The organism is Clavibacter rahimiani, assembly GCF_052654495.1.
Window position 1 is genome coordinate 1,990,101 of sequence record NZ_CP199790.1, and the last position, 23,720, is coordinate 2,013,820.

Annotated in this window: 23 protein-coding genes and 4 tRNA genes; 6 read left to right on the forward strand and 21 right to left on the reverse strand. The window is 71.9% G+C overall.

Annotation, left to right across the window (positions count from 1 at the left end; genetic code table 11):
• The 3 genes from ACT7CP_RS09440 to ACT7CP_RS09450 form a co-directional block, all read right to left on the reverse strand.
• Positions 1 to 222, reverse strand: coding sequence for a hypothetical protein (locus ACT7CP_RS09440; protein WP_191146800.1), 222 nt, complete (start codon positions 220 to 222; stop codon positions 1 to 3).
• 230 nt (positions 223 to 452) lie between these two features.
• Positions 453 to 1,082 carry a 30S ribosomal protein S4 gene (rpsD, locus tag ACT7CP_RS09445; RefSeq protein ID WP_413962769.1) on the reverse strand — a complete coding sequence of 210 codons (630 nt, stop codon included), beginning with the start codon at positions 1,080 to 1,082 and terminating at the stop codon, positions 453 to 455.
• Positions 1,083 to 1,330: 248 nt separating this feature from the next.
• The gene (locus ACT7CP_RS09450; protein WP_445442017.1) at positions 1,331 to 2,761 is read right to left on the reverse strand and encodes a replication-associated recombination protein A; all 1,431 of its coding nucleotides are present in this window, start codon (positions 2,759 to 2,761) and stop codon (positions 1,331 to 1,333) included.
• 72 nt (positions 2,762 to 2,833) lie between these two features.
• Here ACT7CP_RS09450 and ACT7CP_RS09455 point away from each other — a divergent pair, with 72 nt between their 5' ends.
• The 3 genes from ACT7CP_RS09455 (at position 2,834) to ACT7CP_RS09465 (ending at position 5,246) form a co-directional block, all read left to right on the forward strand.
• Positions 2,834 to 3,106, forward strand: a complete 273-nt coding sequence (locus ACT7CP_RS09455; RefSeq protein WP_445442018.1) for a dioxygenase — start codon at positions 2,834 to 2,836, stop codon at positions 3,104 to 3,106.
• Positions 3,107 to 3,312: 206 nt separating this feature from the next.
• On the forward strand, positions 3,313 to 4,545 hold the full coding sequence (locus ACT7CP_RS09460; RefSeq protein ID WP_413962766.1) for a DUF349 domain-containing protein: 1,233 nt from the start codon (positions 3,313 to 3,315) through the stop codon (positions 4,543 to 4,545).
• Positions 4,546 to 4,640: 95 nt separating this feature from the next.
• The gene (locus tag ACT7CP_RS09465) at positions 4,641 to 5,246 is read left to right on the forward strand and encodes a type IV toxin-antitoxin system AbiEi family antitoxin (protein ID WP_445442019.1); all 606 of its coding nucleotides are present in this window, start codon (positions 4,641 to 4,643) and stop codon (positions 5,244 to 5,246) included.
• On the opposite strand, the gene ACT7CP_RS09470 is transcribed toward ACT7CP_RS09465, so the two are convergent.
• The 16 genes from ACT7CP_RS09470 to ACT7CP_RS09545 form a co-directional block, all read right to left on the reverse strand.
• Entirely contained in the window at positions 5,233 to 7,482 is a 2,250-nt protein-coding gene (locus tag ACT7CP_RS09470; protein WP_445442020.1) for a RelA/SpoT family protein, read from the reverse strand. The two genes, ACT7CP_RS09465 and ACT7CP_RS09470, sit on opposite strands and share 14 nt — an antisense overlap.
• 137 nt (positions 7,483 to 7,619) lie before the next feature.
• The gene (locus tag ACT7CP_RS09475; protein ID WP_413962763.1) at positions 7,620 to 7,979 is read right to left on the reverse strand and encodes a rhodanese-like domain-containing protein; all 360 of its coding nucleotides are present in this window, start codon (positions 7,977 to 7,979) and stop codon (positions 7,620 to 7,622) included.
• On the reverse strand, positions 7,976 to 8,986 hold the full coding sequence (gene secF / locus ACT7CP_RS09480; RefSeq protein ID WP_413962762.1) for a protein translocase subunit SecF: 1,011 nt from the start codon (positions 8,984 to 8,986) through the stop codon (positions 7,976 to 7,978). Before secF ends, ACT7CP_RS09475 begins: the two co-directional genes overlap by 4 nt.
• The gene (gene secD, locus ACT7CP_RS09485; protein WP_413962761.1) at positions 8,986 to 10,800 is read right to left on the reverse strand and encodes a protein translocase subunit SecD; all 1,815 of its coding nucleotides are present in this window, start codon (positions 10,798 to 10,800) and stop codon (positions 8,986 to 8,988) included. Before secD ends, secF begins: the two co-directional genes overlap by 1 nt.
• Before the next feature lie 127 nt (positions 10,801 to 10,927).
• Entirely contained in the window at positions 10,928 to 11,329 is a 402-nt protein-coding gene (yajC, locus tag ACT7CP_RS09490; protein ID WP_445442021.1) for a preprotein translocase subunit YajC, read from the reverse strand.
• Between the two features lie 76 nt (positions 11,330 to 11,405).
• The gene (ruvB, locus tag ACT7CP_RS09495; protein ID WP_445442022.1) at positions 11,406 to 12,494 is read right to left on the reverse strand and encodes a Holliday junction branch migration DNA helicase RuvB; all 1,089 of its coding nucleotides are present in this window, start codon (positions 12,492 to 12,494) and stop codon (positions 11,406 to 11,408) included.
• Complete coding sequence (gene ruvA, locus ACT7CP_RS09500; RefSeq protein ID WP_445442023.1) at positions 12,491 to 13,135, reverse strand: Holliday junction branch migration protein RuvA; 645 nt, start codon at positions 13,133 to 13,135, stop codon at positions 12,491 to 12,493. Before ruvA ends, ruvB begins: the two co-directional genes overlap by 4 nt.
• Before the next feature lie 17 nt (positions 13,136 to 13,152).
• Positions 13,153 to 13,773 (reverse strand): crossover junction endodeoxyribonuclease RuvC, encoded by a 621-nt coding sequence (ruvC, locus tag ACT7CP_RS09505; RefSeq protein ID WP_445442024.1) that lies wholly within the window; start codon positions 13,771 to 13,773, stop codon positions 13,153 to 13,155.
• Between the two features lie 51 nt (positions 13,774 to 13,824).
• Positions 13,825 to 14,592: a YebC/PmpR family DNA-binding transcriptional regulator gene (locus ACT7CP_RS09510; protein ID WP_445442025.1), complete on the reverse strand. Its 768-nt coding sequence runs from the start codon at positions 14,590 to 14,592 to the stop codon at positions 13,825 to 13,827.
• A 76-nt stretch (positions 14,593 to 14,668) separates the two neighbouring features.
• Positions 14,669 to 15,298 carry a pyridoxal 5'-phosphate synthase glutaminase subunit PdxT gene (gene pdxT / locus ACT7CP_RS09515; RefSeq protein WP_445442026.1) on the reverse strand — a complete coding sequence of 210 codons (630 nt, stop codon included), beginning with the start codon at positions 15,296 to 15,298 and terminating at the stop codon, positions 14,669 to 14,671.
• Positions 15,288 to 16,190, reverse strand: coding sequence for a pyridoxal 5'-phosphate synthase lyase subunit PdxS (pdxS, locus tag ACT7CP_RS09520; RefSeq protein WP_307500881.1), 903 nt, complete (start codon positions 16,188 to 16,190; stop codon positions 15,288 to 15,290). The genes pdxT and pdxS overlap by 11 nt, the downstream gene beginning before the upstream one ends.
• 12 nt (positions 16,191 to 16,202) lie before the next feature.
• Positions 16,203 to 16,739 carry an HIT family protein gene (locus ACT7CP_RS09525; RefSeq protein ID WP_307507640.1) on the reverse strand — a complete coding sequence of 179 codons (537 nt, stop codon included), beginning with the start codon at positions 16,737 to 16,739 and terminating at the stop codon, positions 16,203 to 16,205.
• A gap of 50 nt (positions 16,740 to 16,789) precedes the next feature.
• Positions 16,790 to 18,844, reverse strand: coding sequence for a threonine--tRNA ligase (thrS, locus tag ACT7CP_RS09530; protein WP_445442027.1), 2,055 nt, complete (start codon positions 18,842 to 18,844; stop codon positions 16,790 to 16,792).
• 164 nt (positions 18,845 to 19,008) lie between these two features.
• Positions 19,009 to 19,083, reverse strand: a tRNA-Val gene (locus tag ACT7CP_RS09535).
• 13 nt (positions 19,084 to 19,096) lie between these two features.
• A tRNA-Cys gene (locus ACT7CP_RS09540) sits at positions 19,097 to 19,167 on the reverse strand.
• Between the two features lie 50 nt (positions 19,168 to 19,217).
• Positions 19,218 to 19,289, reverse strand: a tRNA-Gly gene (locus tag ACT7CP_RS09545).
• A 281-nt stretch (positions 19,290 to 19,570) separates the two neighbouring features.
• Here ACT7CP_RS09545 and ACT7CP_RS09550 point away from each other — a divergent pair.
• A tRNA-Val gene (locus tag ACT7CP_RS09550) sits at positions 19,571 to 19,643 on the forward strand.
• Between the two features lie 26 nt (positions 19,644 to 19,669).
• On the opposite strand, the gene ACT7CP_RS09555 is transcribed toward ACT7CP_RS09550, so the two are convergent.
• Positions 19,670 to 20,629: a sugar-binding transcriptional regulator gene (locus ACT7CP_RS09555; RefSeq protein ID WP_445442028.1), complete on the reverse strand. Its 960-nt coding sequence runs from the start codon at positions 20,627 to 20,629 to the stop codon at positions 19,670 to 19,672.
• Between the two features lie 112 nt (positions 20,630 to 20,741).
• Between ACT7CP_RS09555 and ACT7CP_RS09560 the strand changes: the two genes are divergently transcribed.
• Both ACT7CP_RS09560 and ACT7CP_RS09565 read left to right on the forward strand, forming a co-directional pair.
• A complete protein-coding gene (locus ACT7CP_RS09560; RefSeq protein WP_445442029.1) occupies positions 20,742 to 22,502 on the forward strand; it encodes a glycerol-3-phosphate dehydrogenase/oxidase in 1,761 nt (586 codons plus the stop codon).
• A 130-nt stretch (positions 22,503 to 22,632) separates the two neighbouring features.
• The gene (locus tag ACT7CP_RS09565; protein ID WP_445442030.1) at positions 22,633 to 23,124 is read left to right on the forward strand and encodes a glutathione peroxidase; all 492 of its coding nucleotides are present in this window, start codon (positions 22,633 to 22,635) and stop codon (positions 23,122 to 23,124) included.
• Between the two features lie 57 nt (positions 23,125 to 23,181).
• Here the strand turns inward: ACT7CP_RS09565 and ACT7CP_RS09570 are convergent, their stop codons facing one another.
• Complete coding sequence (locus tag ACT7CP_RS09570; RefSeq protein ID WP_445442031.1) at positions 23,182 to 23,697, reverse strand: mycothiol transferase; 516 nt, start codon at positions 23,695 to 23,697, stop codon at positions 23,182 to 23,184.
• Positions 23,698 to 23,720 lie beyond the last annotated feature (23 nt).

A 23,720-nucleotide genomic window follows, 5' to 3' on the forward strand; every position in this document is an offset into this window, starting at 1 on the left:
CTACTGCTTTCCCAGCTCGGTGATGGTGTCCTCGGCCTCGCCCACGGCGGAGCGCAGCTCGGCCTCGCGGCGGCGGTAGCCGTCCTCGACGGCCTCCCCGAAGCGCCGGGCCCGGGCATCGACGTCCTGGAACAGGCGGTGCCCGGCGGGCGTGCGGTCGACCACGTGGGCGACGGCGAAGCCGAGGACGACCCCCACGGCGATGAGGACGAGGTTCTTCATGCGGCTCCCCTTCCGGGAGATGTCGTACCGGGCGTGCGGCCACGGGGGCCGAGGGCGATCCTACCGGCCGCGGTGCGGGCGACCGGCGGCCGGCGGCGCGTCCGGCCCGCCGGTCGGGGCCGCGCTCGGCCGGGGCCGTGCCCGTCCGGGGCCGTGCCCGTCAGGGCAAATGCCGCGAGGCGGGCCGCCCCGGAAGGGACGACCCGCCTCGCGGACGGTGGAGCGGAGTGCTAGCGGGCTGCGTAGTACTCGACGACCAGCTGGACCTCGCAGGTCACGGGGACCTCGGCGCGCTTCGGCAGGCGCACGAGGCGGGCCTGCAGCTTGTCGAGCTCGACCTCGAGGTACGAGGGGAGCTTCGGCAGCACGTCGGCGTGACCGCCGGCGGCGGCGACCTGGAAGGGCTCGGTGCCCTCGGAGCGCGGCTTGACGTGGATCATCTGGCCGGCCTTCACGCGGAAGGAGGGGCGGTCGACGATCTTGCCGTCGACCATGATGTGGCGGTGCACGACGAGCTGGCGGGCCTGCGCCGTGGTGCGCGCGAGGCCGGAGCGGACGACGAGCGCGTCGAGGCGCTGCTCGAGGATCTCGACGAGGTTCTCACCGGTCAGGCCCTGGGCGCGACGCGCCTCCTGGAACGCGATCTTGAGCTGGGCCTCGCGGATGCCGTACTGGGCGCGCAGGCGCTGCTTCTCGCGCAGGCGGACGGCGTAGTCGCTGTCCTGCTTGCGCTTGGACCGGCCGTGCTCGCCCGGCGCGTAGGGGCGCTTCTCGAGGTACTTGGCCGCCTTCGGCGTGAGCGGGATGCCCAGCGCGCGGGAGAGGCGGGTCTTGCTGCGGGTGCGTGACTTGGTGGACACGTTTTCCTTCCAGGGGAGAAAGTCTCTGACTGCGGATGATGCAGGGCGTCCGCGCACACGCATGGGCGCACGACGATCGACACCGCTGATGCGGTTCCTGCGTGAGTAGAGGGATTCGCCACGGGTCGTCCGGCTACAGGACGTGTCCCTTGATCATGATGTCGACGCAGCCGCACGCGACACCCGATTGAGGCGTCAGCAAGCGTAGCACGCGATCGCCGTGATCCCGGGGGTGCGCCGCGCCGGCCTCATCCCCCGCGGACGATGCGCCGCAGCTTCTCCAGCCGCGCGGAGAGGTCCCGCTCGTGCCCGTGCTGCGTGGGCGAGTAGTAGGTGCGGCCGACGAGCTCGTCGGGCAGGTACTGCTGCCGCACGACCCCGATGTCGGCGTCATGGGGATAGCGGTAGCCCTTCCCGTGGCCGAGCCGCTTGGCGCCCGGGTAGTGGGCGTCGCGGAGGTGCAGCGGCACGCGGCCGAACGCGCCCGCGCGGACGTCGGCGATGGCCTGGTCGATCCCGAGGTAGGAGGCGTTCGACTTCGGCGCGGTCGCCAGGTGCACGACCGCCTGCGCCAGCGGGATCCTGCCCTCCGGCATGCCGATGAGCTGCACGGCGTCCGCGGCGGCGACCGCCACGACGAGCGCCTGGGGGTCGGCGAGGCCGATGTCCTCGGACGCCGAGACGATGATGCGGCGGGCGATGAAGCGCGGGTCCTCCCCCGCCTCGATCATCCGGGCCAGGTAGTGCAGGGCCGCGTCGACGTCGGATCCGCGGATGGACTTGATGAAGGCGCTGATGACGTCGTAGTGCTCGTCCCCGTTGCGGTCGTAGCGGAGGAGCGCGCGGTCGACCGCGAGCGCGACCTGCTCGGTGGAGATGGGGATGGGCGCCGGGTCGGCGTCCGGCGCGTCCCGCTCGTCGCTGTCGCCGTCCTCGTCCTCGTCGTCGTCGTCGTCGTCCGCGTCCGCGTCCGCCGCCGCCCGCGCCTTGCCCGACGCGTCCGCCTGGGCCGACACCGCCGCCGCCTCCAGCGCCGTGAGGGCGCGCCGGGCGTCGCCCGAGGCGAGCCGGATGATCATCGCCCGCGCGTCGTCCTCCAGGGCGAACCGCCCGCCGAGCCCGCGGGCGTCGGCGACCGCGCGGTCGACGAGCACGCCGAGGTCGTCGTCGTCGAGCTGCTCGAGCGTCAGCAGGAGGCTGCGCGACAGCAGCGGGGAGATCACGGAGAAGGACGGGTTCTCCGTGGTGGCCGCGATGAGGATCACCCAGCCGTTCTCGACGCCCGGCAGGAGCGCGTCCTGCTGGGCCTTCGTGAAGCGGTGGATCTCGTCGAGGAAGAGCACGGTCGAGACGCCGAAGAGGTCGCGGTCGCTCAGCGCCTTCTCCATGACCTGGCGGACGTCGCGCACCCCGGCCGTCACCGCGGACAGCTCGACGAACCGACGGCTCGAGCCGTGCGCGATGGCCTGCGCGAGCGTCGTCTTCCCGGTGCCGGGCGGACCCCACAGGATGATCGAGACCGAGCCCTGCTCCCCCGCGACGTCCGAGGCGAGGCTCACGAGCGGCGACCCGGGCGTCAGCAGGTGACGCTGGCCCGTGACCTCGTCGAGGCTCCGCGGACGCATCCGGACGGCCAGGGGCGTGGCCCCCGAGCGGAGGCCCGGTCGCGTGTCGGTCATGACCTCGATGGTAGGCGCGACCGGCTACGGTTCCCGTACCGCCGCCTCGGGCGGGAACGACAGGAGGACGCCGTGGCCCCCAGGAACGACCGCGCAGCCCGCGAGGCGCAGGCCCGCATCCGCCGCCACGCGGCCCGGCAGGAGCTGCACGCGCGCAGGATTCGCCGTCGCCGCCGCGACGACGTCGCCGCGGTCGTGGGGCTGGTCCTCGTCGCGGCGCTGGCCGTGGGGGCGCAGGTCGCGTACGAGTCCGGGCCGGGCGCGCCGGCTCCCGCGCCGTCGTCGTCCCCGGCGCCCGCCCCCGAGCCGGCCCCGACGACGCCGGCCACCAGTCCGGCCCCCTGACCCGTCGGCCCGGCCGCCGGTCCTCACGAGCGCCTGCGAGCGGGGGTCCGTTCCGCCCGCGACCGCGCCGCCCGGACCGCCGCTGGGGCATGATCGGTACGGCGGCCTGCACCGGCTCCCGGGCGATCCCGTCCGCGAGCGGTGCTCTAGGCTGACGTGCACGTCTCCGCACCGGTCCGTCCGGTCCTACGAACAAGGTGGAATCCGTGGCTGACAACGATCAGACCCCCTGGGGCCGCGTCGACGAGACGGGCACCGTCTTCCTGCGCGAGGGCGACGGCGAGCGCGCCGTGGGCCAGTACCCCGACGGGACCCCCGAGGAGGCGCTGGCCTACTTCCAGCGCAAGTTCACCGACCTCGCCGGGCAGGTCACGCTCCTGGAGCAGCGCGCCAAGCGCGGCGCACCCGCGACCGACATCTCCAAGGCCGTCGCCCACCTCATCCAGGCCGTGGACGGCGCCAACGCGGTCGGCGACCTCGCCGCGCTGCGCGCCCGCCTGGACGTCCTGGCCGCCGCCGTGGGCGAGCTCACCGAGAAGCAGGGCGAGGAGCAGCGGCAGGTCGTGCAGGGCGCCATCGCCGAGCGCACCGCCATCGTCGAGGAGACCGAGCGCCTGGCGAGCCAGGACTTCTCGAAGGTCCAGTGGAAGCAGCTGACCGCCGAGGTCGACGCCCTGTTCGGCCGGTGGCAGCAGCATCAGCAGACCGGCCCGCGCCTGCCGAAGAACGAGGCCAACGAGCTCTGGAAGCGCTTCCGCACGGCGCGCTCCACCATCGACACCGAGCGCAAGGCCTTCTTCGCCGAGCTCGACAACGCGCACAAGGACGCCCGCTCCAAGAAGCAGGCCATCGTCGAGCAGGCGCGCGCGCTCGAGCCGCAGGGCGTCGGCGGCATCCCCGCCTACCGTCGCCTGCTGGACGAGTGGAAGCTCGCCGGCCGCGCCGGCAAGCGCTACGACGACGCGCTCTGGGCGCAGTTCAAGGCCGCGGGTGACGTGCTCTACGGCGCCAAGGCCGAGGTCGACGCGGCGGACGACGAGGAGCAGCAGGCCAACCTGCAGGCGAAGCTCGCCCTCCTCGACGAGGCCGAGCCCGTCCTCCAGATCACCGAGCGCACCGCGGCGCGCGACAAGCTCACGGCGATCCAGCTCCGCTGGGACGCGATCGGCCGCGTCCCCCGCGACAGCGTCAAGACCGTCGAGGACCGCCTGCGCAAGGTCGAGACGCACGTCCGCACGCTCGACGAGGAGTTCTGGCGCAAGAACAACCCGGAGACGAAGGCCCGATCCGAGGGCCTCGCCTCCCAGCTCGGCGCGGCCATCGACAAGCTGCAGCGCGAGCTCGACGCGGCCAAGGCCGACGGCGACGCGCGCCGCATCAAGGACGCGGAGGAGGCGCTCGCCGCCCGCCGCGTATGGCTGGACGCGCTCGGCTCCTAGCCCGCCGCTCCTCCGCACGACCCCGACGGCCCGGGATCCTCCACAGGATCCCGGGCCGTCGTCCGTCCCGGTCCCGCCGATGGCATGGTGCGCCCATGTCCCCGCGCCTCGCCCCCGTCCTGTCCGTCCTCGACCTCCCGCTCGCCGAGCTCTGCTCCGCCCGCCTCGACGGCGAGGTGTACGAGGTCGACGCCTGCTACTCCCCCGTCGACGAGCTGGCCTCGCCGTGGCTCCGCGCCGCGGCGCTGGCCGCGCAGGTCCCGTCGCGGCTCATCGCCGAGCGGTTGACCGCGGCGTGGGTGCACGGCGCCGTCCGCACCCCGCCGCGCACGCACGAGTACTGCGTCGACACGGTGGCGCGATGCCACCCGCCGACGCTGCGCAACGTCCGCATCCGCGAGGTCGTCCTCGACGAGCGCGACACGGTCGTCCTGGCGGGGCTCCGCGTCACCACGCCGCTGCGCACGCTGTGCGACATCACCCGCACCGTCGCGGACCTCAGCCCGCGGTACGAGAGCGCCTGCCTCGGTCTCCTGGCCCTGCCCGGGGTCACCGCAGCCGCGGCGCGCGAGCACCTGGCGGCCTCGGGGGCCCTGCCCGACAAGCGGCGTGCGCTCACGCGTCTCGATGCCCTCGCCCGTCGCACCCCGGCGGATGCGGCGGACGACGGGCGCGGATCCGGCGCCGTCAGCCCCCGTTGACGCGGTAGACGTCGTACACGGCGTCGATGCGCCGCACGGCGTTGAGCACGCGGTCCAGGTGCGTGACGTCGCCCATCTCGAAGACGAAGCGGCTGATCGCGAGACGGTTCGACGAGGTCGACACCGATGCCGAGAGGATGTTCACGTGGTGCTCGGAGAGCACGCGCGTCACGTCGCTCAGGAGCCCCGACCGGTCCAGCGCCTCGACCTGGATGTGGACGAGGAAGAGGCTCTTCGACGACGGCGCCCACTCGACCTCGATCATGCGATCGGGCTCCGCGCGGAGGGAGTCCACGTTGTGGCAGTTCGCCTGGTGCACGGAGACGCCGGCGCCGCGGGTCACGAACCCGATGATCTCGTCGCCGGGCACGGGTGTGCAGCACTTGGCGAGCTTCACGAGGATGTCGGGGGCCCCGCGCACCAGGACGCCCGAGTCGCTGTTCCGCGAGACGCGCGAGCGCTGCGTGACGGCGAAGACCTCCTCGGCCTCGCCACCGCTGTCGCCCTGGATGGACGAGAGCACCTTCTCGATCACCGACTGCGTGGAGACGTGCCCCTCGCCGACGGCCGCATAGAGGGCGGCCACGTCGTCGTACTTCATGCTCTGGGCCACGTCCGAGAACGCGTCCTGGTTCATGAGCTTCTGCAGCGGCAGGTTCTGCTTGCGCATGGCGCGGGCGATGGCGTCCTTGCCCTGCTCGATCGCCTCCTCGCGGCGCTCCTTCGTGAACCACTGCTTGATCTTGTTGCGCGCGCGAGCGCTCTTGACGAAGGCGAGCCAGTCCTTGCTGGGACCGCTGTCGGGGTTCTTCGACGTGAAGACCTCGACGACGTCGCCGGTGGTGAGCGGGTTCTCGAGCGGCACGAGGCGCCCGTTGACCTTCGCGCCCATCGTGCGGTGGCCGACGTCCGTGTGCACCGCGTAGGCGAAGTCCACGGGCGTGCCGCCGGCGGGGAGCCCGATCACCTTGCCGTGCGGCGTGAAGACGTAGACCTCCTTCGCGCCGATCTCGAAGCGCAGCGAGTCGAGGAACTCCCCGGGGTCCGCCGTCTCGGACTGCCAGTCGGAGATGTGCGCCAGCCACGCGAGATCCGTGTCGCCCTGCGGCGAGACCTCAGTCGCGCGCCCGCCGTTCATGCGCTCCTTGTACTTCCAGTGCGCGGCGACGCCGAACTCGGCGCGCTGGTGCATCTCGTGCGTGCGGATCTGGATCTCCACGGGACGCCCCTTGGGCCCGATGACCGTGGTGTGCAGCGACTGGTACAGGTTGAACTTCGGGGTGGCGATGTAGTCCTTGAAGCGCCCCGGCACGGGGGTCCACCGCGCGTGGATCGCACCGAGGACGGCGTAGCAGTCACGCAGGGAGTCGACCAGGACCCGGATGCCGACGAGGTCGTAGATCTCGTCGAACTCGCGGCCGCGCACGACCATCTTCTGGTAGATCGAGTAGTACTGCTTCGGCCGGCCGGCGACCTTGCCGCGGATGCGGGCGGCGCGCAGGTCGTCGTTGACGCTGTCGATCACCTGCTGCACGAACTGCTCGCGCTGCGGGGTGCGCTGCTTCACGAGGTTCTCGATCTCGACGTAGATCTTCGGGTACAGCACGGCGAACGAGAGGTCCTCGAGCTCCCACTTGATGGTCGAGATGCCGAGGCGGTGCGCCAGCGGCGCGTAGATCTCGAGCGTCTCCTTGGCCTTCCGCTCGGCGGAGGCCGACTCGACGAAGCCCCAGGTGCGCGCGTTGTGCAGGCGGTCGGCGAGCTTGATCACGAGCACGCGGATGTCCTTTGACATCGCGACGACCATCTTCCGCACCGTCTCGGCCTGCGCGCTGTCGCCGTACTTGAGCTTGTCGAGCTTCGTGACGCCGTCGACGAGCATGGCGATCTCGTCGCCGAAGTCATGCCGGAGCATGTCCAGCGTGTAGTCGGTGTCCTCGACGGTGTCGTGGAGGAGCGCGGCCGCCAGGGTCTTGGGGCCGATGCCGAGGTCGGCCAGGATCTGCGCGACCGCGACCGGATGGGTGATGTACGGCTCGCCGCTCTTGCGCTTCTGCCCGTCGTGGGCCCGCTCGGCGACGGCGTACGCGCGCTCGATGAGGCTCATGTCGGCCTTCGGGTGGTGCAGCCGCGCGGTGCGGATGAGCTGCTCCACGGCGCCGGCCGGCTGGGCCCGCGAGAACAGGCGGGGCACCAGGCGCCGGAGGGAAGCCGTGCTCGAGGTCGTCTCCGTCATCGTTCAGCCTCCCAGGCGTGTGCTGGAGACCAAATTATCACCGCGCCCGAGCGCTCCCGACCACGGGGCGACGGCGCGGAGCCGTCGAGGCCGGGCGCCGTGCGCGCACCCGAGCGGTAGAGGGGGTCGAGCTGCGGTCAGGCGACGCGGCCGGGCTCGCCGTCGTCCGTCACCACGTCGCCGCCCATCTCGGACCACGCCTGCATGCCGCCCGTGACGTTCGACGCCGCGAAGCCGCCGCGGAGCAGGGCCTGCGTCGCGATCGACGAGCGGTGCCCGGAGCGGCAGACGACCGCGATGTGCTGGTCGGTGGGGATCTCCTCGGCGCGGGCCTGGAGCTCGCCCATGGGGATGTGGTGCGCGACGGCGGAGTGCCCGGCGGCCCACTCGTCGTCCTCGCGGACGTCGAGGAGCCAGGACTCGCCCGTGGTGGTCCGGGCCTTGGCGGTGGCGGCGTCGAGGTCCTCGGGGACGCCGGCTCCCTGTGCGCTGGTCATGCCTCCACCGTAGCCGCGGCGCGCTCGGCCTGGGCGCGGCTCGCGGCGGTGGCCGCGAGAGCGTCGCCCCTCTTCACCTTCGGCTCGCCCTCGCGGAGGTGCGCGTAGAGCGGGGCGGCGATGAAGATGGTCGAGTACGTGCCGACGATGATGCCGATGAACAGCGACAGCGCGATGTCGCGCAGCGTGCCGGCGCCGAGCACCACGGCGCCGATGAAGAGGATCGAGCCGACCGGCAGGATCGCGACCACCGACGTGTTGATGGAACGCACCAGGGTCTGGTTGACCGCGAGGTTGACCGACTGGGCGAACGTCCGCCGCGACTCCTGGCCGTCCTCCGCCGTGTTCTCGCGGATCTTGTCGAACACCACGACGGTGTCGTAGAGCGAGTAGCCGAGGATCGTGAGGAAGCCGATGACGGCGGCCGGCGTGACCTCGAAGCCCGTGAGCCCGTAGATGCCGGCCGTGAGGACGAGGTCGTGCAGGAGGGCCACGATCGCGGCGACGGACATCTTCCACGTGCGGAAGTAGACGGACATGACGACCGCCGCCAGCGCGAGGAAGACGACGAGCCCCCACAGCGCCTGGCGCGTGATGTCCTGGCCCCACGACGGGCCGATGAACGACTCGGTGACGCTCGACGTCTCGACCCCGTAGGCGGTCGCGAGGGCCTGGCGGACCGCGGAGCTGTCCGCGGGCTCGAGCTGGTCGGTCTGCACGCGCACGGCGTCCGCGCCGACGGACGACACGCGCGCGGGGACCGGCGTGACGGTGGCGACGGCGTCGCTCGCGATGTCCTGCGACTGCGACTGCACCCCGCTCACCGTGTACTCGGATCCGCCGGTGAACTCGATGCCGAAGGTGAAGCCGCCGCGGATCAGCGGACCGAGGATCGAGATGAGGATGCAGACGGCCGCGATGCCGTACCAGAGGCGGCGGCGCCCGACGATGTCGAACGAGCGCTTGCCCGTGTAGAGGTCGTTGCCGAACTCGGAGAAGCCAGCCATCAGTCGTCCCTGCTCGTGTCGTCGGCCCGCGGCGCGTCGATCGTCGCGGTCTTCGTGGATCCGGCCGGCGCGCCCTGGGCGGCCTTGCGCTCGGCGATGGTCTGGCGGCGGGCCGCCTCCTTGGCCGCGGCGGCGCCGCGCCCGGTGGGGGCGGTGGGCGTCTTGAACGTGGCACGCCCGCGGTAGACCGCGCCGAGAGCGCGCGGGTCCAGCCCGCTCATGCGGTGCCCCTCGGCGAAGAACCGCCGGTTGGCGAGCAGCTGCAGGATCGGGTGCGTGAAGAGGGAGACGACGATGAGGTCGATGATCGTCGTGAGCCCGAGGGTGAGCGCGAAGCCCTTCACGTTGCCCACCGCGAGGACGAACAGCACCGCGGCCGCGAGGAAGTTGACCGTGTCCGACGCGATGATGGTGCGCAGCGCGCGCTTCCAGCCCTGCTCGACGGACGAGACGAGGCCGCGGCCGTCGCGCAGCTCGTCCTTGATCCGCTCGAAGTAGACGATGAACGAGTCCGCCGTGATGCCGATGGCCACGATGAGACCCGCCACCCCGGCGAGCGACAGCCGGTACCCCTCCCGCCAGCTGAGCAGGGTGATGAGGAGGTAGGTGATCACCGCCGCGATGACGAGCGAGGCGATGGTGACCATCCCCAGCGCCCGGTACTGCACGAGCGAGTAGAGCACCACCAGCACGAGGCCGATGAGGCCCGCGATGAGGCCGCTCGTGAGCTGCGAGGAACCGAGCGTCGCCGAGATGACGTCCGAGCTCTGCAGCGTGAAGCTGAGCGGCAGGGCGCCGAACTTGAGCTGGTCGGACAGGGCCTTGGCGCTCTCCTGCGTGAAGTTGCCGGTGATCGAGGGCTTGCCGTTCGTGACGACGCCCTGGGTGACCGGCGCCGAGATCACCTCGTTGTCGAGCACGAACGCGAACTGGTTGCGCGGCGACTCGAGCGTGATGAGGCGGGTCGACATGTCGCCGAACTGCTTCGTGCCGGCGCCGTCGAAGACGAGGTTGACCGACCAGGTGCCCGTGCTGACGCCCTGGCTGGACTGCTGGAGGCCGCTCGTCGCGTCGGAGATGGTGCTGCCGTCGACCTCGACCGGACCGAGGACGTACTTCGCGGCTCCGTCGTCGGAGCAGGCGATGATCGCGCGGTCGGCGGGCGCGGACTGGCCGTCGCTCTCCGGGGCGGTCGCGCAGTCGTAGGCGGCGAACTCGGCCTGGAGCCGCGGCGTGACCCAGGAGACGTCGCTGGGGCCCGTCGGCTCGGCGGTGGGCTCGTCGGACAGCGTCGCGGGGTCGGGCGTCGCCTCGGCCGCGGGGGTCTCGGCGGCGGGCGTCGATCCGTCGGCGGGCGCGGGGGCGGACCCGTCGGTCGGCGCGGGAGTGGGCGTGGCGCCGACCGAGGCGGTGCCGGCCGCGCCGACGAGGACGGGGCGCAGCTCGAGCTTCGCGGACGACTGCAGGCGCTGCATGGTGGCCGCGTCGGGCTCACCCGGCAGGCTCACGACGATGTTGCTGCCGCCCTGGGTGGTGATCTCCGCCTCGGAGACGCCGCTCGCGTCGACGCGCTGGCGGATGATCGACACCGCCTGGGCGAGCTGCTCGCTCGTGGGGCCGGAGGATGCGCCGTCGAGCTGCGGCGCGAGGATGATCTGCGTGCCGCCCTCGAGGTCGAGCGCGAGCTTCGGCGTCCACGAGCCGTTGCTGAACGCGACGCTCGCGGCGTTGCCGCCGGCGAGGAGGCCGATGATGACGAGCAGCCAGACGAGCTTGCGCCGGGCCTTGCGTACCGGTGTGGGCGACTTGGCCACCTGGACACTCGACTTTCTTCACGGGAGCCCGCCGCGACGGCGCGGTTCCCGGATGGAGGGTGGGAGCTGGCCCGGGCGCGATCCGGCCCGGGTGCGGCGGGCGTCACGAGGACGCCCGCCGGGTGGATCAGGGGCGCGAGGTCGGCGCGTCGCCGTCGTCGAGGCGACGGGCGGAGTCCGGCGTGCCGGTCTCGTCGATGACGGCGGCGGGGGCGTCTGCGGCGGGGGCGTCGTCCACGAGCACCGAGGCGTCGTCGGCGACCGCGGTGGTCGGCTCGACCACGCGGGCGATCGTCTGGCGGTGCAGCTTCAGCACGGTGCCGGGCGCGACCTCGAGGTACGCGAGGTTGTTCTCCTCGTCGAAGGAGACGAGCGTGCCGTAGATGCCGGACGCGGTCATGACCTCGGCGCCGGGGACCATCTGGGTCTGCAGGTCGGCGAGGTCCTTCTGGCGCTTCCGGCTGTTGCGGAACATGAAGAAGATGAGCAGCGCCAGGACGGCGAACATGATGAGGGTGAACGGGTCCATGCGGGACGGGCCTTTCAGGTTCTGGGGGGTGACGGACACGACGAACCGGCGACGTTCCGCGGGAGGCCAGCTTGAATCATAGGCCATCGCCCCGGAGGGCCTCGGCGGTCCCCGGTGCTCCCGGAGCCCCGGACGCGCGCGCCGCGGAGCCGGGCGCGGCGGGTGCCTCCAGGCCGAAGTGCCGCCACGCGGCGGGCGTCGCCACCCTCCCCCGCGGAGTGCGCGTCACGAGCCCGATGCGCACGAGGAACGGCTCGACGACCGACTCAATCGTCTCCGCCTCCTCCCCCACCGACACCGCGAGCGTGTTGAGCCCGACGGGCCCGCCGCCGAAGCGCGTGAGGATGCCCCGCATGACGGCGCGGTCGAGGCGGTCGAGGCCGAGGGGGTCCACGTCGTAGAGCTCCAGCGCGGCCCGGACGGACGCGAGGTCCGCCTCCGTCCCGTGCACGAGCGCGTAGTCGCGCACCCGACGGAGCAGGCGGTTGGCGATGCGCGGCGTCCCCCGGCAGCGGCCCGCGATCTCCGCGACGGCCTCGTGCTCGATCTCCAGGTGCAGCATCCGGGCGGCCCGCTCGATCACCTGCTCCAGCTCGTGCGTCTCGTAGAACTCGAGGTGCGCGGTGAAGCCGAAGCGGTCGCGCAGCGGGCTCGGGAGCATGCCCGAGCGCGTGGTCGCGCCGACGAGCGTGAACGGCGAGAGCTCGAGCGGGATGGACGTGGCGCCCGCGCCCTTCCCGACCATGATGTCGATGCGGTAGTCCTCCATCGCGAGGTACAGCATCTCCTCCGCGGAGCGCGCCATGCGGTGGATCTCGTCGACGAAGAGGATCTCGCCCGGCACGAGCGCGGACAGCACGGCGGCCAGGTCGCCCGCGTGCTGGATCGCCGGTCCGCTCGTCAGCCGCAGCGGCCGGCGGCTCTCCTCGGCGACGATCATCGCGAGCGTGGTCTTGCCGAGCCCGGGTGGGCCGGCGAGCAGGATGTGGTCGGGCGAGCGGTTCTGCATGGCGGCGGCGGTGAGGAGCAGCTCCAGCTGACCCCGCACCTTGACCTGCCCGACGAACTCGGAGAGCGAGCGCGGCCGGAGCGCGCCCTCGAACGCGAGCTCCGCGTCGGACTCGGGGACGGGGCTCGCCGCGTCGCCGTGCGCGATGCCGGTCACCTCTCCGCCGCCTGGCCGGCCGGGGCCTGGCCCGCGGGCTGCTGCGGTCCGAGCATCCCCAGCGCGACGCGCAGCAGGCGCCCCATGTCGGCCGGCGCGCCCTGCTCGGCCGCGGCGGCGGCCGCGTCGTCGACGGCGACGCGGGCCACGCGCTCGGACCAGCCGAGGCCGATGAGGGCCGTGACGACGTCGGCCGTGACGGTGGAGGCGGCGGCGGACGTCGTGGCCCGTGCGCGCTGCGTGACGACCAGCTTCCCCGCGAGCTGCAGCACGATGAGCTTGGCCGTCTTCGGCCCGATGCCGGAGACGCGGCGGAACGCAGCGTCGTCCTCGACGGCGACCGCCTGCGCCATGGCCTCGGGGTCGAGGTGCTCCAGCACCGCGAGGGCCGACTTGGGTCCCACGCCCGTGACGCCGCAGAGGAGCTCGAAGGCGCGCAGCTCGTCCGGCCCCGGGAAGCCGAAGAGGGTGAGCGAGTCCTCGCGGACCACGAGGGACGTGAGGACGGTGGCCTCGGATCCGTGCCGCAGCTCGAGCGCGTGCCGGGGCGTCACGGAGACGCCGTAGCCCACCCCGTGCACCTCCAGCAGGAGGGTCTGACCGGAGACGGACAGCACGGTGCCGCGGAGGGAGGAGATCACGCCTCCCACCCTATGAGCTAGCGCCGACCCCGCTGCGCACGCTCGGCGGCGATCCACGCGGCCTGCGCGGCCGTCGGACCCGCGGCGGCCGGGGACCCGGGAGCGACGCCGGGAGCAGCCGTGCGAACAGCCGGGGCGGGCGTCCCGGCGATGCCCGCGCGGGAGATCCCGGCGCGCCACCCCGCGCAGATGGCGAGGGCCAGGGCGTCCGACGCGTCGGCGGGAGAGGGCAGCTCGTCGAGCCCCAGGATGCGCGCGACCATGGTCGCGACCTGCTTCTTGTCGGCCTGGCCGTAGCCGGTGACGGCGGCCTTGACCTCGCTCGGCGTGTGCATCCGCACGTCGAGCCCGCGCCGTGCCGCGCCGACCAGCGCCACGCCCGTGATCTGCGCCACGCCCATGACGGTGGAGAGGTTGTCCTGCGCGAACACGCGCTCGACGGCCACGACCGACGGCCGGTGCCGGTCCACCAGCTCCTCGATGCCGTCGCCCACGGCCATCAGCCGGTGGTGCAGCTCATCCGTGGGGCTCGTGCGGACGACCTGCACGTCGACGATTCGCGCGGAGCGGTCGGCGAAGACGTCGACCACCCCGACGCCGCAGCGCGTCAGGCCGGGGTCGATCCCGAGGATCCGCACGGACGGGCCGCTGCCGCCCGCGCCGCTCCCCCGCGCCCCGGCGATGAGGACCTACTCCTCGTCCTCGTCGTCCAGCGCGGCCTGCACGTCGGCGGGCACGTCGCTGTTGATGTAGATGTTCTGCACGTCGTCCAGGTCCTCCATGGCGTCGACGAGCTTGTTGACCTTGCGCGCCGTGTCGAGGTCGACCTCGACCTTGACCTGCGGCACGAACTCCACGTCGGCGGAGTCGTAGTCGATGCCCGCCTCCTGCAGCGCCTGGCGGACGGCCACCATGTCGGCGGGCTCGCACTGGATCTCGAACACCTCGCCGTGGTCGGTGACGTCCTCCGCGCCCGCGTCGAGGACCGCCGCGAGGACGTCGTCCTCCGTGGGGGCCTCCGCGTGCGGCACCGCGAGGACGCCCTTGCGGTGGAAGTTGTAGGCGACGCTGCCCGGGTCGGCCATGGTGCCGCCGTTGCGGCTCATGGCGGTGCGGACCTCGGCGGCCGCGCGGTTCTTGTTGTCCGTGAGGCACTCGACGAGCATGGCGACGCCGTTGGCCGCGTAGCCCTCGTAGATGATCGTCTGGTAGTCGACGACCTCGCCGAGCAGGCCGGCCCCGCGCTTGACGGCGCGGTCGATGTTGTCGTTCGGGACGCTGGTCTTCTTGGCCTTCTGCACCGCGTCGACGAGGGTCGGGTTGCCCGACATGTCGGCGCCGCCGATCTTCGCCGCGACCTCGATGTTCTTGATCAGCTTCGCGAACGACTTCGCGCGACGCGAGTCGATGATCGCCTTCTTGTGCTTCGTGGTCGCCCACTTGGAATGTCCGGACACGGGTGGTTCTCCTAACGCGGCGTGTGATCGCTGTCCATGATGGACCATCGGGCGGCCCCGCCGAGGGGCCGCGAGGTCAGAGGGTGCGGCCCGACTCCTCGACCATGTCGAGGAAGAGGCGGTGGAAGCGGAGGTCGCCCGTGACCTCCGGGTGGAACGACGTGCCGAGCAGCGCGCCCTGCCGGACCGCGACCACGCGTCCGTCGTCGAGCGCGGCGAGCGTCGTCGCGGCCTCGCCCACCGACGCGACCACGGGGGCGCGGATGAAGACGGCGTGCACCGGCGGATCGCCGATCGCCGGGACGTCGAGGTCGACCTCGAACGAGGCCGTCTGGGATCCGAAGGCGTTCCGCCGGACCGACACGTCGAGGCCGCCGATGCTCCGCTGCCCGTGGATCGCGTCGACGATCTCGTCGGCCAGCATGATGAGCCCGGCGCACGTGCCGTAGACCGGCAGCCCGTCGTCGATCGCGGCGCGCAGCGGCTCCGCGACCCCGAACTGGCGTGACAGCTTGTCCATCACGGTCGACTCGCCACCGGGGATCACGAGGCCGGACAACCCCGGCAGGTCCTTCGGCTGGCGGACGAGCCGCGTCCGGGCACCGAAGCCCTCCAGGACGCGGACGTGCTCGCGGACGTCCCCCTGGAGCGCGAGGACGCCGACGAACGGTCCGTCGCCGTGCGGAGCCCCGGTGCTACCAGCCACGCTCGGCGAGGCGGTGCGGTGCCGGGACGTCGGCGACGTTGATCCCGACCATGGCCTCGCCCAGCCCACGCGACGCCTGGGCGATCGCGTCGGGGTCCTGGTAGAGCGCGGTCGCCGTGACGACGGCCTTCGCGCGCGCGACCGGGTTGCCGGACTTGAAGATGCCGGATCCGACGAACACGCCGTCCGCGCCGAGCTGCATCATCATGGCCGCGTCCGCCGGGGTGGCCACGCCGCCCGCGGTGAACAGGACGACGGGCAGCTGGCCCGTCTTCGCGACCTCGAGCACCAGGTCGTACGGCGCCTGCAGCTCCTTCGCGGCGACGTAGATCTCGTCGTGCGTGAGGGCGCTGAGCGCGCGGATCTCGGACTTGATGGTGCGGATGTGCTTGGTGGCCTCGGAGACGTCGCCCGTGCCGGCCTCGCCCTTGGAGCGGATCATGGCCGCGCCCTCGGTGATGCGACGGAGGGCCTCGCCGAGCGTGGTGGCGCCGCAGACGAACGGGACGGTGAAGCCCCACTTGTCGATGTGGTTCACGTAGTCGGCCGGGCTCAGCACCTCGGACTCGTCGATGTAGTCGACCTCGAGGGACTGCAGGACCTGCGCCTCGACGAAGTGGCCGATGCGCGCCTTCGCCATGACGGGGATGGAGACCTCGGCCTTGATCTGGTCGATGAGGTCGGGGTCGCTCATGCGGGCGACGCCGCCCTGCGAGCGGATGTCCGCGGGGACGCGCTCGAGGGCCATGACGGCGACGGCTCCGGCGTCCTCCGCGATGCGCGCCTGCTCGGCGTTGACGACGTCCATGATGACGCCGCCCTTGAGCATCTCCGCGAGTCCGCGCTTGACGCGGCTCGAGCCGACCTGTCCGGGGGTGTTGGTGTCAGTCATTGTGGTCCCATCCTATTCGCCCGCGGGGGCGGGCCAGGCTGCTGCGATGGATGCACGGACGTCGCCCAGCAGCTGCGGCAGCGCCTTGGTCTTGGCGATGATCGGCAGGAAGTTCGCGTCCTGCCCCCACCGGGGCACGATGTGCTGGTGCAGGTGCTCGGCGATGCCCGCGCCCGCGACCTGTCCCTGGTTCATGCCGATGTTGTAGCCGTCGTTCCGCGACACCTCGCGCACGACGCGCATGGCGGTCTGCGTGAGGGAGCCGATCTCGGCGACCTCCTCCGGGCTCGCGAGGTCGTAGGTCGCGATGTGCCGGTACGGGCAGACGAGCAGGTGGCCGCTGTTGTAGGGGAAGAGGTTCAGCAGCACGTAGGCGTGCTCGCCGCGGGCGACGATGAGCGCGTCCTCGTCCGACATCGACGGCGCGATGCAGAACGGGCAGTCGTCGCGGTCGGGCTGCTGCCCCTTCTGGATGTAGACCATGCGGTGCGGGGTCCACAGGCGCTGGAACTCGTCCGGCACGCCGGCGAGGTGACCGGGGTCGTCCACGCGCGGCGCGCCCTGCTCGTCGTCTCCCCCGGACTCGTGGTCCGACAGGGTCAGACGGGCCACGCGGTCACCACCTGCTCGCGGCGCGCGATGGCACCCGTGATCCGCTCGACGGCCTCGTCGAAGGGCACGCCGTTGACCTGCGTGCCGTCGCGGAAGCGGAAGCTCACGGATCCCGCGGCGCGGTCGTCCTCGCCGGCGATGAGCTGGTACGGTACGCGCAGCTTGGTGTGGGTGCGGATCTTCTTCGGCATCCGGTCGTCGGACGTGTCGAGCTGCACCCGGACGCCCTCCGCGCGGAGGCGGTCGAGGACGCCGCCGAGGTACTCCTCGTAGTCCTCCGCCACCGGGATGCCGACGACCTGCACGGGCGACAGCCACACGGGGAACGCGCCCGCGTAGTGCTCCGTGAGCACGCCGAAGAAGCGCTCGATCGATCCGAAGAGCGCGCGGTGGATCATGACCGGCTGCTTGCGGGTGCCGTCGTTGGCCGTGTACTCCAGGCCGAAGCGCTCGGGCAGGTTGAAGTCGAGCTGGATCGTGGACATCTGCCACGTGCGCCCGATCGCGTCCCGCGCCTGGACGGAGATCTTCGGCCCGTAGAAGGCGGCGCCCGCGGGGTCCGGCACGAGCTCGAGGCCGGTGTCGATCGCGACCTGCCGGAGCGTCTCGGTCGCCTCCTCCCAGACCTCGTCGGAGCCGACGAACTTCTCCGGGTCCTTCGTGGAGAGCTCGAGGTAGAAGTCGTCGAGGCCGTAGTCGCGCAGCAGCGACAGCACGAACTCCAGCGTGCCCTTCAGCTCGTCCGCCATGCGCTCGCGCGTCGTGAAGATGTGGGCGTCGTCCTGCGTCATGCCGCGCACGCGCGTGAGGCCGTGGATCACGCCGGACTTCTCGTTGCGGTACACCGTGCCGAACTCGAACAGCCGCAGCGGCAGCTCGCGGTACGAGCGCTGACGTGACCGGTAGATCAGCACGTGCATCGGGCAGTTCATGGGCTTGAGGTAGTAGTCCGCGCCCTGGCGCGTGATCTCGCCCTCGTCGTTCCGCGCCTCGTCGAGGTGCATGGCGGGGAACATGCCGTCCTTGTAGAAGTCGAGGTGCCCGCTCGTCTCGAACAGGTTCGACTTCGTGATGTGCGGCGAGTAGACGAACTCGTAGCCGGCCGTCTCGTGCCGACGGCGCGAGTAGTCCTCCATCTCGCGGCGGATGATGCCGCCCTTGGGGTGGAAGACCGCGAGGCCGGAGCCGATCTCGTCCGGGAACGAGAAGAGGTCGAGCTCGGCGCCGAGGCGGCGGTGGTCGCGCTTCAGCGCCTCCTCGATGCGGCCCTGGTATGCGCGCAGCTCGTCCTTCGTGGGCCAGGCCGTGCCGTAGATGCGCTGCAGCTGCGGGTTCTTCTCGGATCCGCGCCAGTAGGCGGCCGCGACGCGCGACAGTGCCCAGCCGTTGCCCACCATGCGGGTGCTCGGGAGGTGCGGGCCGCGGCACAGGTCGCGCCAGAAGACCTCGCCGGTCTTGCCGTCGACGTTCTCGTAGACCGTGAGCTCGGCGCCGCCGACCTCGACGGACTCGCCGTCCTCGCCGAGCTCCTCGGAGGATCCGCCCTTGAGTCCGATGAGCTCGAGCTTGTAGGGCTCGCCGGCCATGAGCTCGCGCGCCTCCTCCTCGGAGACCACGCGGCGGGTGAACCGCTGCCCCTGGCGGATGATCCGCTCCATGTTCTTGGAGATGGCCTTGAGGTCCTCGGGCGTGAAGGGCTCGGCGACGTCGAAGTCGAAGTAGAAGCCGTCGGTGACGGGCGGCCCGATGCCGAGCTTCGCCTCCGGGTTGATCTGCTGCACGGCCTGCGCCATGACGTGCGCCGCCGAGTGGCGGAGGATCGCGAGCCCGTCGGGCGAGTCGATGCGGACGGGCTCGACGACGTCGCCCGGCGCGACATCGGCCGCGAGGTCCTTGAGCTCCCCGTCGATGCGCATCGCGACGACGGCGCGGTCCGCGAAGAGCGTGAACCCCGTGCCCGCCTCCGTCGCCTCGACCGGCTGCGCGGTCGTCTCCGCGGGCGCGGCCTCGTCGTGGATCTCGGGCTGGGCGGCGTCTACCACTGAGGGCTCCTTGCGGGACGGGGACGGAACCGATCCAGACTACCGGCGCGCGGGAGGGCCTCCTCGACGGGAGGCGCGCGCATGCGGGCACGGACGGACGAGCGGAGGCGACCGCGGGCTGCCCGGGAAAAGCAGAAGGCCCCGGTTGCCCGGGGCCTTCTGGGTGGTGAGCGATACTGGGATCGAACCAGCGACCTCTTCCGTGTCAGGGAAGCGCGCTACCGCTGCGCCAATCGCTCATGCACTTGCTCGAGGTGGGGACGGGATTTGAACCCGCGTGGACGGCTTTGCAGGCCGCTGCCTCGCCTCTCGGCCACCCCACCACCGGTGGTTCCCACCTTGTGAAAGGGACCCCTCTCGGGGCCCCTGTTCGAGCGGATGACGAGATTCGAACTCGCGACCCTCACCTTGGCAAGGTGATGCGCTACCACTGCGCCACATCCGCATTCCGCACGCTGTCCCCGGCTTCCCGGTGACCCTGCGTGCTCGATGACTCTAGCCGATCTCCCGGCGCGGGTGCAAAACGACGGCCGCCGGAGGGCGCGCATGGCCCCGTTCACGGGCCCGCTGCCCCGTGTTCACGCGGATCGGGTGGACGCGCGCGGCGGGTCGACCCGGGCGTGTCGCGCCCGCGGGCACGGCCGGCCGCCGCGCGCGTGCCCCGGGTGACCGTGGCCGCCCTCGCGGTATGGCATCATGGATCCGCACCGTCCGCGGTGCGAGCACGGGCGATTGGCGCAGTTGGTAGCGCGCTTCCTTCACACGGAAGAGGTCATCGGTTCGAGTCCGGTATCGCCCACCGTCCCCCTCCCCCTCCGCGCGGCGTCACTGCAGCAGCGCTCGCGCCGTCCCCTCGTCGAGCACGATGTCCGTGACGAGCCCCGCCGCCAGGGCCCCGCGGACGCTCCGCGCCTTCGACGCGCCCGCGACCACGCACACGCGCCGGGGCGCCTTCCGGATCGTGGCGAGGTCCGGGCCGCTCGCCCGCGCGTTGATCGCGATGTCCGCCGACGACCCGTCCTCCCGGAAGAAGACGGTGGAGACGTCGCCCACGACGCCGTCCGCGTCGAGCGCCCGCTGGTCGGACCGCTCGAGGTAGCCGCCCGAGTAGACGTGGCTCGGCACGAGGGCCACGGGCGACCCCACGCCGAACAGCACCATGTCCATGCGCTCCTGCAGCTCGAGCACGCGCTTCGTGCTCCGCTCCCGCCAGAGGGCGAGCTTCGTGGCGGGGTCGTCGAAGAACGCGGGCACCGGGAACTGCTGCACGGTGGCGCCGTAGGCCTGGCCGAAGCGACGGAGGATCTCGCTCGCGTACATGATCCCCGTGGTCCGGACGTTGCCGGCGCCGTTGAGCTGCACCACGAGGGTGTTGTGCGTGGGCTTCGGCACGAGGTACCGGCTGACGGCGCTCACCGTGGAGCCCCACGCGACGCCGACGACCATGTTGGAGTCCACGTACTGGGTGAGCATCCGTGCAGCCGAGAGGGCGACGCGGTCGACCCGGTCGACGTCGCTGGTCTGGTCGGGCACGGGCACCACGTGCGCCACCACGCCGTAGCGCTCGTGCAGCTGCTCGCCCAGGACGGTCGCGAGATCCAGGGGCGAGCGGATCTGGATGTCCACGAGCCCCGTCTCCCGGGCGAAGGACAGGAGACGCGAGACCGAGGACCGGCTCGTGCCGAGCTCGCGCGCGATGGCCTCCATCGTCAGGTCCTGCATGTAGTAGAGGTGCGCCGCCCGCAGCGCGTCCTGGGTGCGCTCGTGCGCGATGCCGTCGACCATCCGGTCATGGTTGCACATCCGTGCACGGGCTTCGCGAGATCCGTTCGCGGGCGGATGATGGACGGAGAACGCGCCCAGCGCACGCATCAGGACAACAGGAAGAAGCCTCCTCGTGACCACGTCGAAGAAGACCGACCTCCGGGACAACGTCGCCCGCATCCACGACCGCCCGAGCGCGCAGGTGCTCGTCATCGGCGGCGGCATCAACGGCATCGCGACGTTCCGGGACCTGGCGCTCCAGGGCGTCGACGTCGTGCTCGTCGAGCGCGCCGACTACGGCTCGGGCGCCTCGGCCGCCAGCTCGCACATGATCCACGGCGGCATCCGCTACCTCGAGAACGGCGAGTTCCGGCTCGTCCGCGAGTCCGTGGAGGAGCGCAACGGCCTCATCCGCATCGCGCCCCACTACGTGAAGCCGCTGCAGACGACGATGCCCATCTTCTCCGCCTTCTCCGGCATCCTCAACGCGCCGCTGCGCATGCTCACCCACAAGCAGCGCTCGACCAAGGAGCGCGGGGCGCTCCTCATCAGCGTCGGCATGACCCTCTACGACTCCTTCTCGCGCGACGGCGGCTCGGTCCCCCGACACCGCTTCCGCATCGGCAAGGCCGCCCGCGAGGACATGCCCGCGCTCAACAAGGACGTGAAGTTCACGGGCACGTACTACGACGCCTCCGTGCACGAGCCGGAGCGCCTCGCGCTCGACGTCCTCAAGGACGGCCTCGCCGCGGGCGAGCACGCCCGGAGCGCCAACTACCTCGAGGCCGTCGGCGTCGAGGACGGCGGCGTGAAGCTGCGCGACGTGATCTCGGGCACCGAGTTCGTCGTGACGGCGGACGTCGTGGTCAACGCGTCCGGTCCCTGGACCGACCTCACCAACGACGCCATGGGCGGCGACACGAAGTTCATGGGCGGCACCAAGGGCTCGCACATCGTCGTCGACAACGCCGAGCTGCTCGAGGCCACCAAGGGCCGTGAGATCTTCTTCGAGAACAACGACGGCCGCATCGTCCTCATCTACCCGCTGAAGGGCCGCGTGCTCATCGGCACGACCGACATCGACGCCGACCCGCGCGAGCCGGCCGTGTGCACCGAGGAGGAGGTCGACTACTTCTTCGACCTCGTCAAGCACGTCTTCCCGCAGATCGAGCTGAACCGCGGCCACATCGTGTACCGCTACTCGGGCATCCGCCCGCTGCCGCGGCACGAGGACACGGCGCCCGGCTTCGTCTCCCGCGACTACCGCATCGTCGAGACCGAGATCGCCGGCCTGCCCGACGCGAAGGTGCTGAGCCTCGTCGGCGGCAAGTGGACGACGTTCCGCGCCCTGTCCGCCCACCTCTCGACGGAGGCGACCACGCGCCTCGGCGTCGAGCGCTCGGTCGACACGACGGGCATGCCCATCGGCGGCGGCAAGGACTTCCCGTCCTCCAGCACCGCCCGCGCCCGCTGGATCGCCACGCAGGCGGCCCGCGCGGAGGGCATCGGCACCGACCAGGTCGACCGGCTGCTCAACCGCTACGGCACGCGCGCCACGAGCGTGATCGGCGTGCTCTCGGGCCAGCCCTCGACGCCGCTCGCGACCGACCCGCAGCTCACGCGCGCCGAGATCGCGTACTTCGCCACGCACGAGGACGCGGTGCACCTGGCCGACGTCGTCCTGCGCCGCACGAACCTCGCGTTCGTCGGCGGCGTGACCCACGAGATGCTCGCGGAGATCGCCGACGTGCTGCAGGAGGCGCTCGGCTGGAGCGACGACGAGCGGGACGACGAGATCCAGGACACCGTCGACACGCTGCGCACGTACCACGGCGTCGACGTGGGCGCCACGAAGGTCGCGGCCGACGCGACCGTCACGGAGTTCGCCAACTAGCGTCACGCCGCGCGGATCCGTCCGCAGCCGGGAGGCCGGTCGCCGAGAGGCAGCCGGCCTCCTCGGCGTCCGGGGAGCGCGTCGGTGCCGCGTGCCGGGCGCTGTCAGCCGAGCGGTCTACGGTCGGGCCATGACGCATCCCCGGCTCGACGCGATCCCGCTCACCACGCTCCAGGGCGAGGCCACCACCTTCGGCGCGTACGCCGACAAGGTCGTGCTCGTCGTCAACGTCGCCTCGCGCTGCGGCCTCGCGCCGCAGTACGAGAAGCTCGAGCAGCTCCAGCGCACCTACGGGGGGCGCGGCTTCACGGTCATCGGCTTCCCGAGCAACCAGTTCCTGCAGGAGCTCGGATCCGCGGAGGCCATCGACGAGTACTGCTCCACCACCTGGGGCGTCACCTTCCCGATGATGGAGAAGGTCAAGGTCAACGGCCGGTCCGCCCACCCCGTCTACGCGGAGCTGACGCAGACGCCGGACGCCGACGGGAAGGCCGGGCGGGTGAAGTGGAACTTCGAGAAGTTCGTGGTCGCGCCGTCGGGGGCCGTCCACCGCTTCCGTCCCACGGTCGAGCCGGACGCGCCGGAGGTCATCGCGGCGATCGAGGCGGGGCTGCCCGGCTGATCCGGCGCGGCCCGCTCCGGCGGCGGGAGCGGGAGCGGCGGATCCGGTCGGGGCGCTTCAGCGTCGACGCGCGATCAGGCCCGCGAGGTACGACGCCTGGCCGGCGTGCTGCAGGTCGTCCGCGAGGACGCTCACGAGGCGCGCGCCGAGGGTGACGACGGGGGTCCAGCGCTCGTCGACCACGCGGTCGAGCTCGCCGGCGTCGAGGCCGGCGAGGTAGGCCAGCGTGGCCGCCTGGACGGCGTCGAGGTAGCCCGTGAGGAGCTCCGGGCCGGTGCCCGCGAGCGCGGCCACGTCCTCCGGGGACTGCCCGTAGCCCGTGGCGCCGTCGTCGAAGGGCAGGGCGAACCGCTCGGCCCATCCGCCGCTCGTCCACGTCTGGTCGGTGCCGGCGACGTCCGCGACCTGGGCGTCCTGGACGCGGGCGAGGTGCCAGACGAGCCAGCCGACGGAGTTGGCCACGGCATCCGGGCGGAAGGCGAGGTCGTCGGCGTCGAGCCCGTCGACGGCGTCGTGCACGATCCCGCCGACGCGCCCGTAGGCGTCCACGAGCAGGTCGGTGGCGTCGGTCATGGTGCTCTCCTCGGGTCGGGGAC

Bases quoted from the DNA above. Each gene is read 5' to 3' on its own strand.
- ACT7CP_RS09555 (WP_445442028.1), bottom strand. From the start codon at position 20,629: ATGGTCGACGGCATCGCGCACGAGCGCACCCAGGACGCGCTGCGGGCG.
- ACT7CP_RS09450 (WP_445442017.1), bottom strand. From the start codon at position 2,761: ATGACCGACACGCGACCGGGCCTCCGCTCGGGGGCCACGCCCCTGGCC.
- pdxS (WP_307500881.1), bottom strand. From the start codon at position 16,190: ATGACTGACACCAACACCCCCGGACAGGTCGGCTCGAGCCGCGTCAAG.
- ACT7CP_RS09565 (WP_445442030.1), top strand. From the start codon at position 22,633: ATGACGCATCCCCGGCTCGACGCGATCCCGCTCACCACGCTCCAGGGC.
- yajC (WP_445442021.1), bottom strand. From the start codon at position 11,329: ATGGACCCGTTCACCCTCATCATGTTCGCCGTCCTGGCGCTGCTCATC.
- ACT7CP_RS09570 (WP_445442031.1), bottom strand. From the start codon at position 23,697: ATGACCGACGCCACCGACCTGCTCGTGGACGCCTACGGGCGCGTCGGC.
- secF (WP_413962762.1), bottom strand. From the start codon at position 8,986: ATGGCTGGCTTCTCCGAGTTCGGCAACGACCTCTACACGGGCAAGCGC.
- ACT7CP_RS09475 (WP_413962763.1), bottom strand. From the start codon at position 7,979: ATGACCAGCGCACAGGGAGCCGGCGTCCCCGAGGACCTCGACGCCGCC.
- ACT7CP_RS09470 (WP_445442020.1), bottom strand. From the start codon at position 7,482: ATGACGGAGACGACCTCGAGCACGGCTTCCCTCCGGCGCCTGGTGCCC.
- ACT7CP_RS09440 (WP_191146800.1), bottom strand. From the start codon at position 222: ATGAAGAACCTCGTCCTCATCGCCGTGGGGGTCGTCCTCGGCTTCGCC.
- ACT7CP_RS09465 (WP_445442019.1), top strand. From the start codon at position 4,641: ATGTCCCCGCGCCTCGCCCCCGTCCTGTCCGTCCTCGACCTCCCGCTC.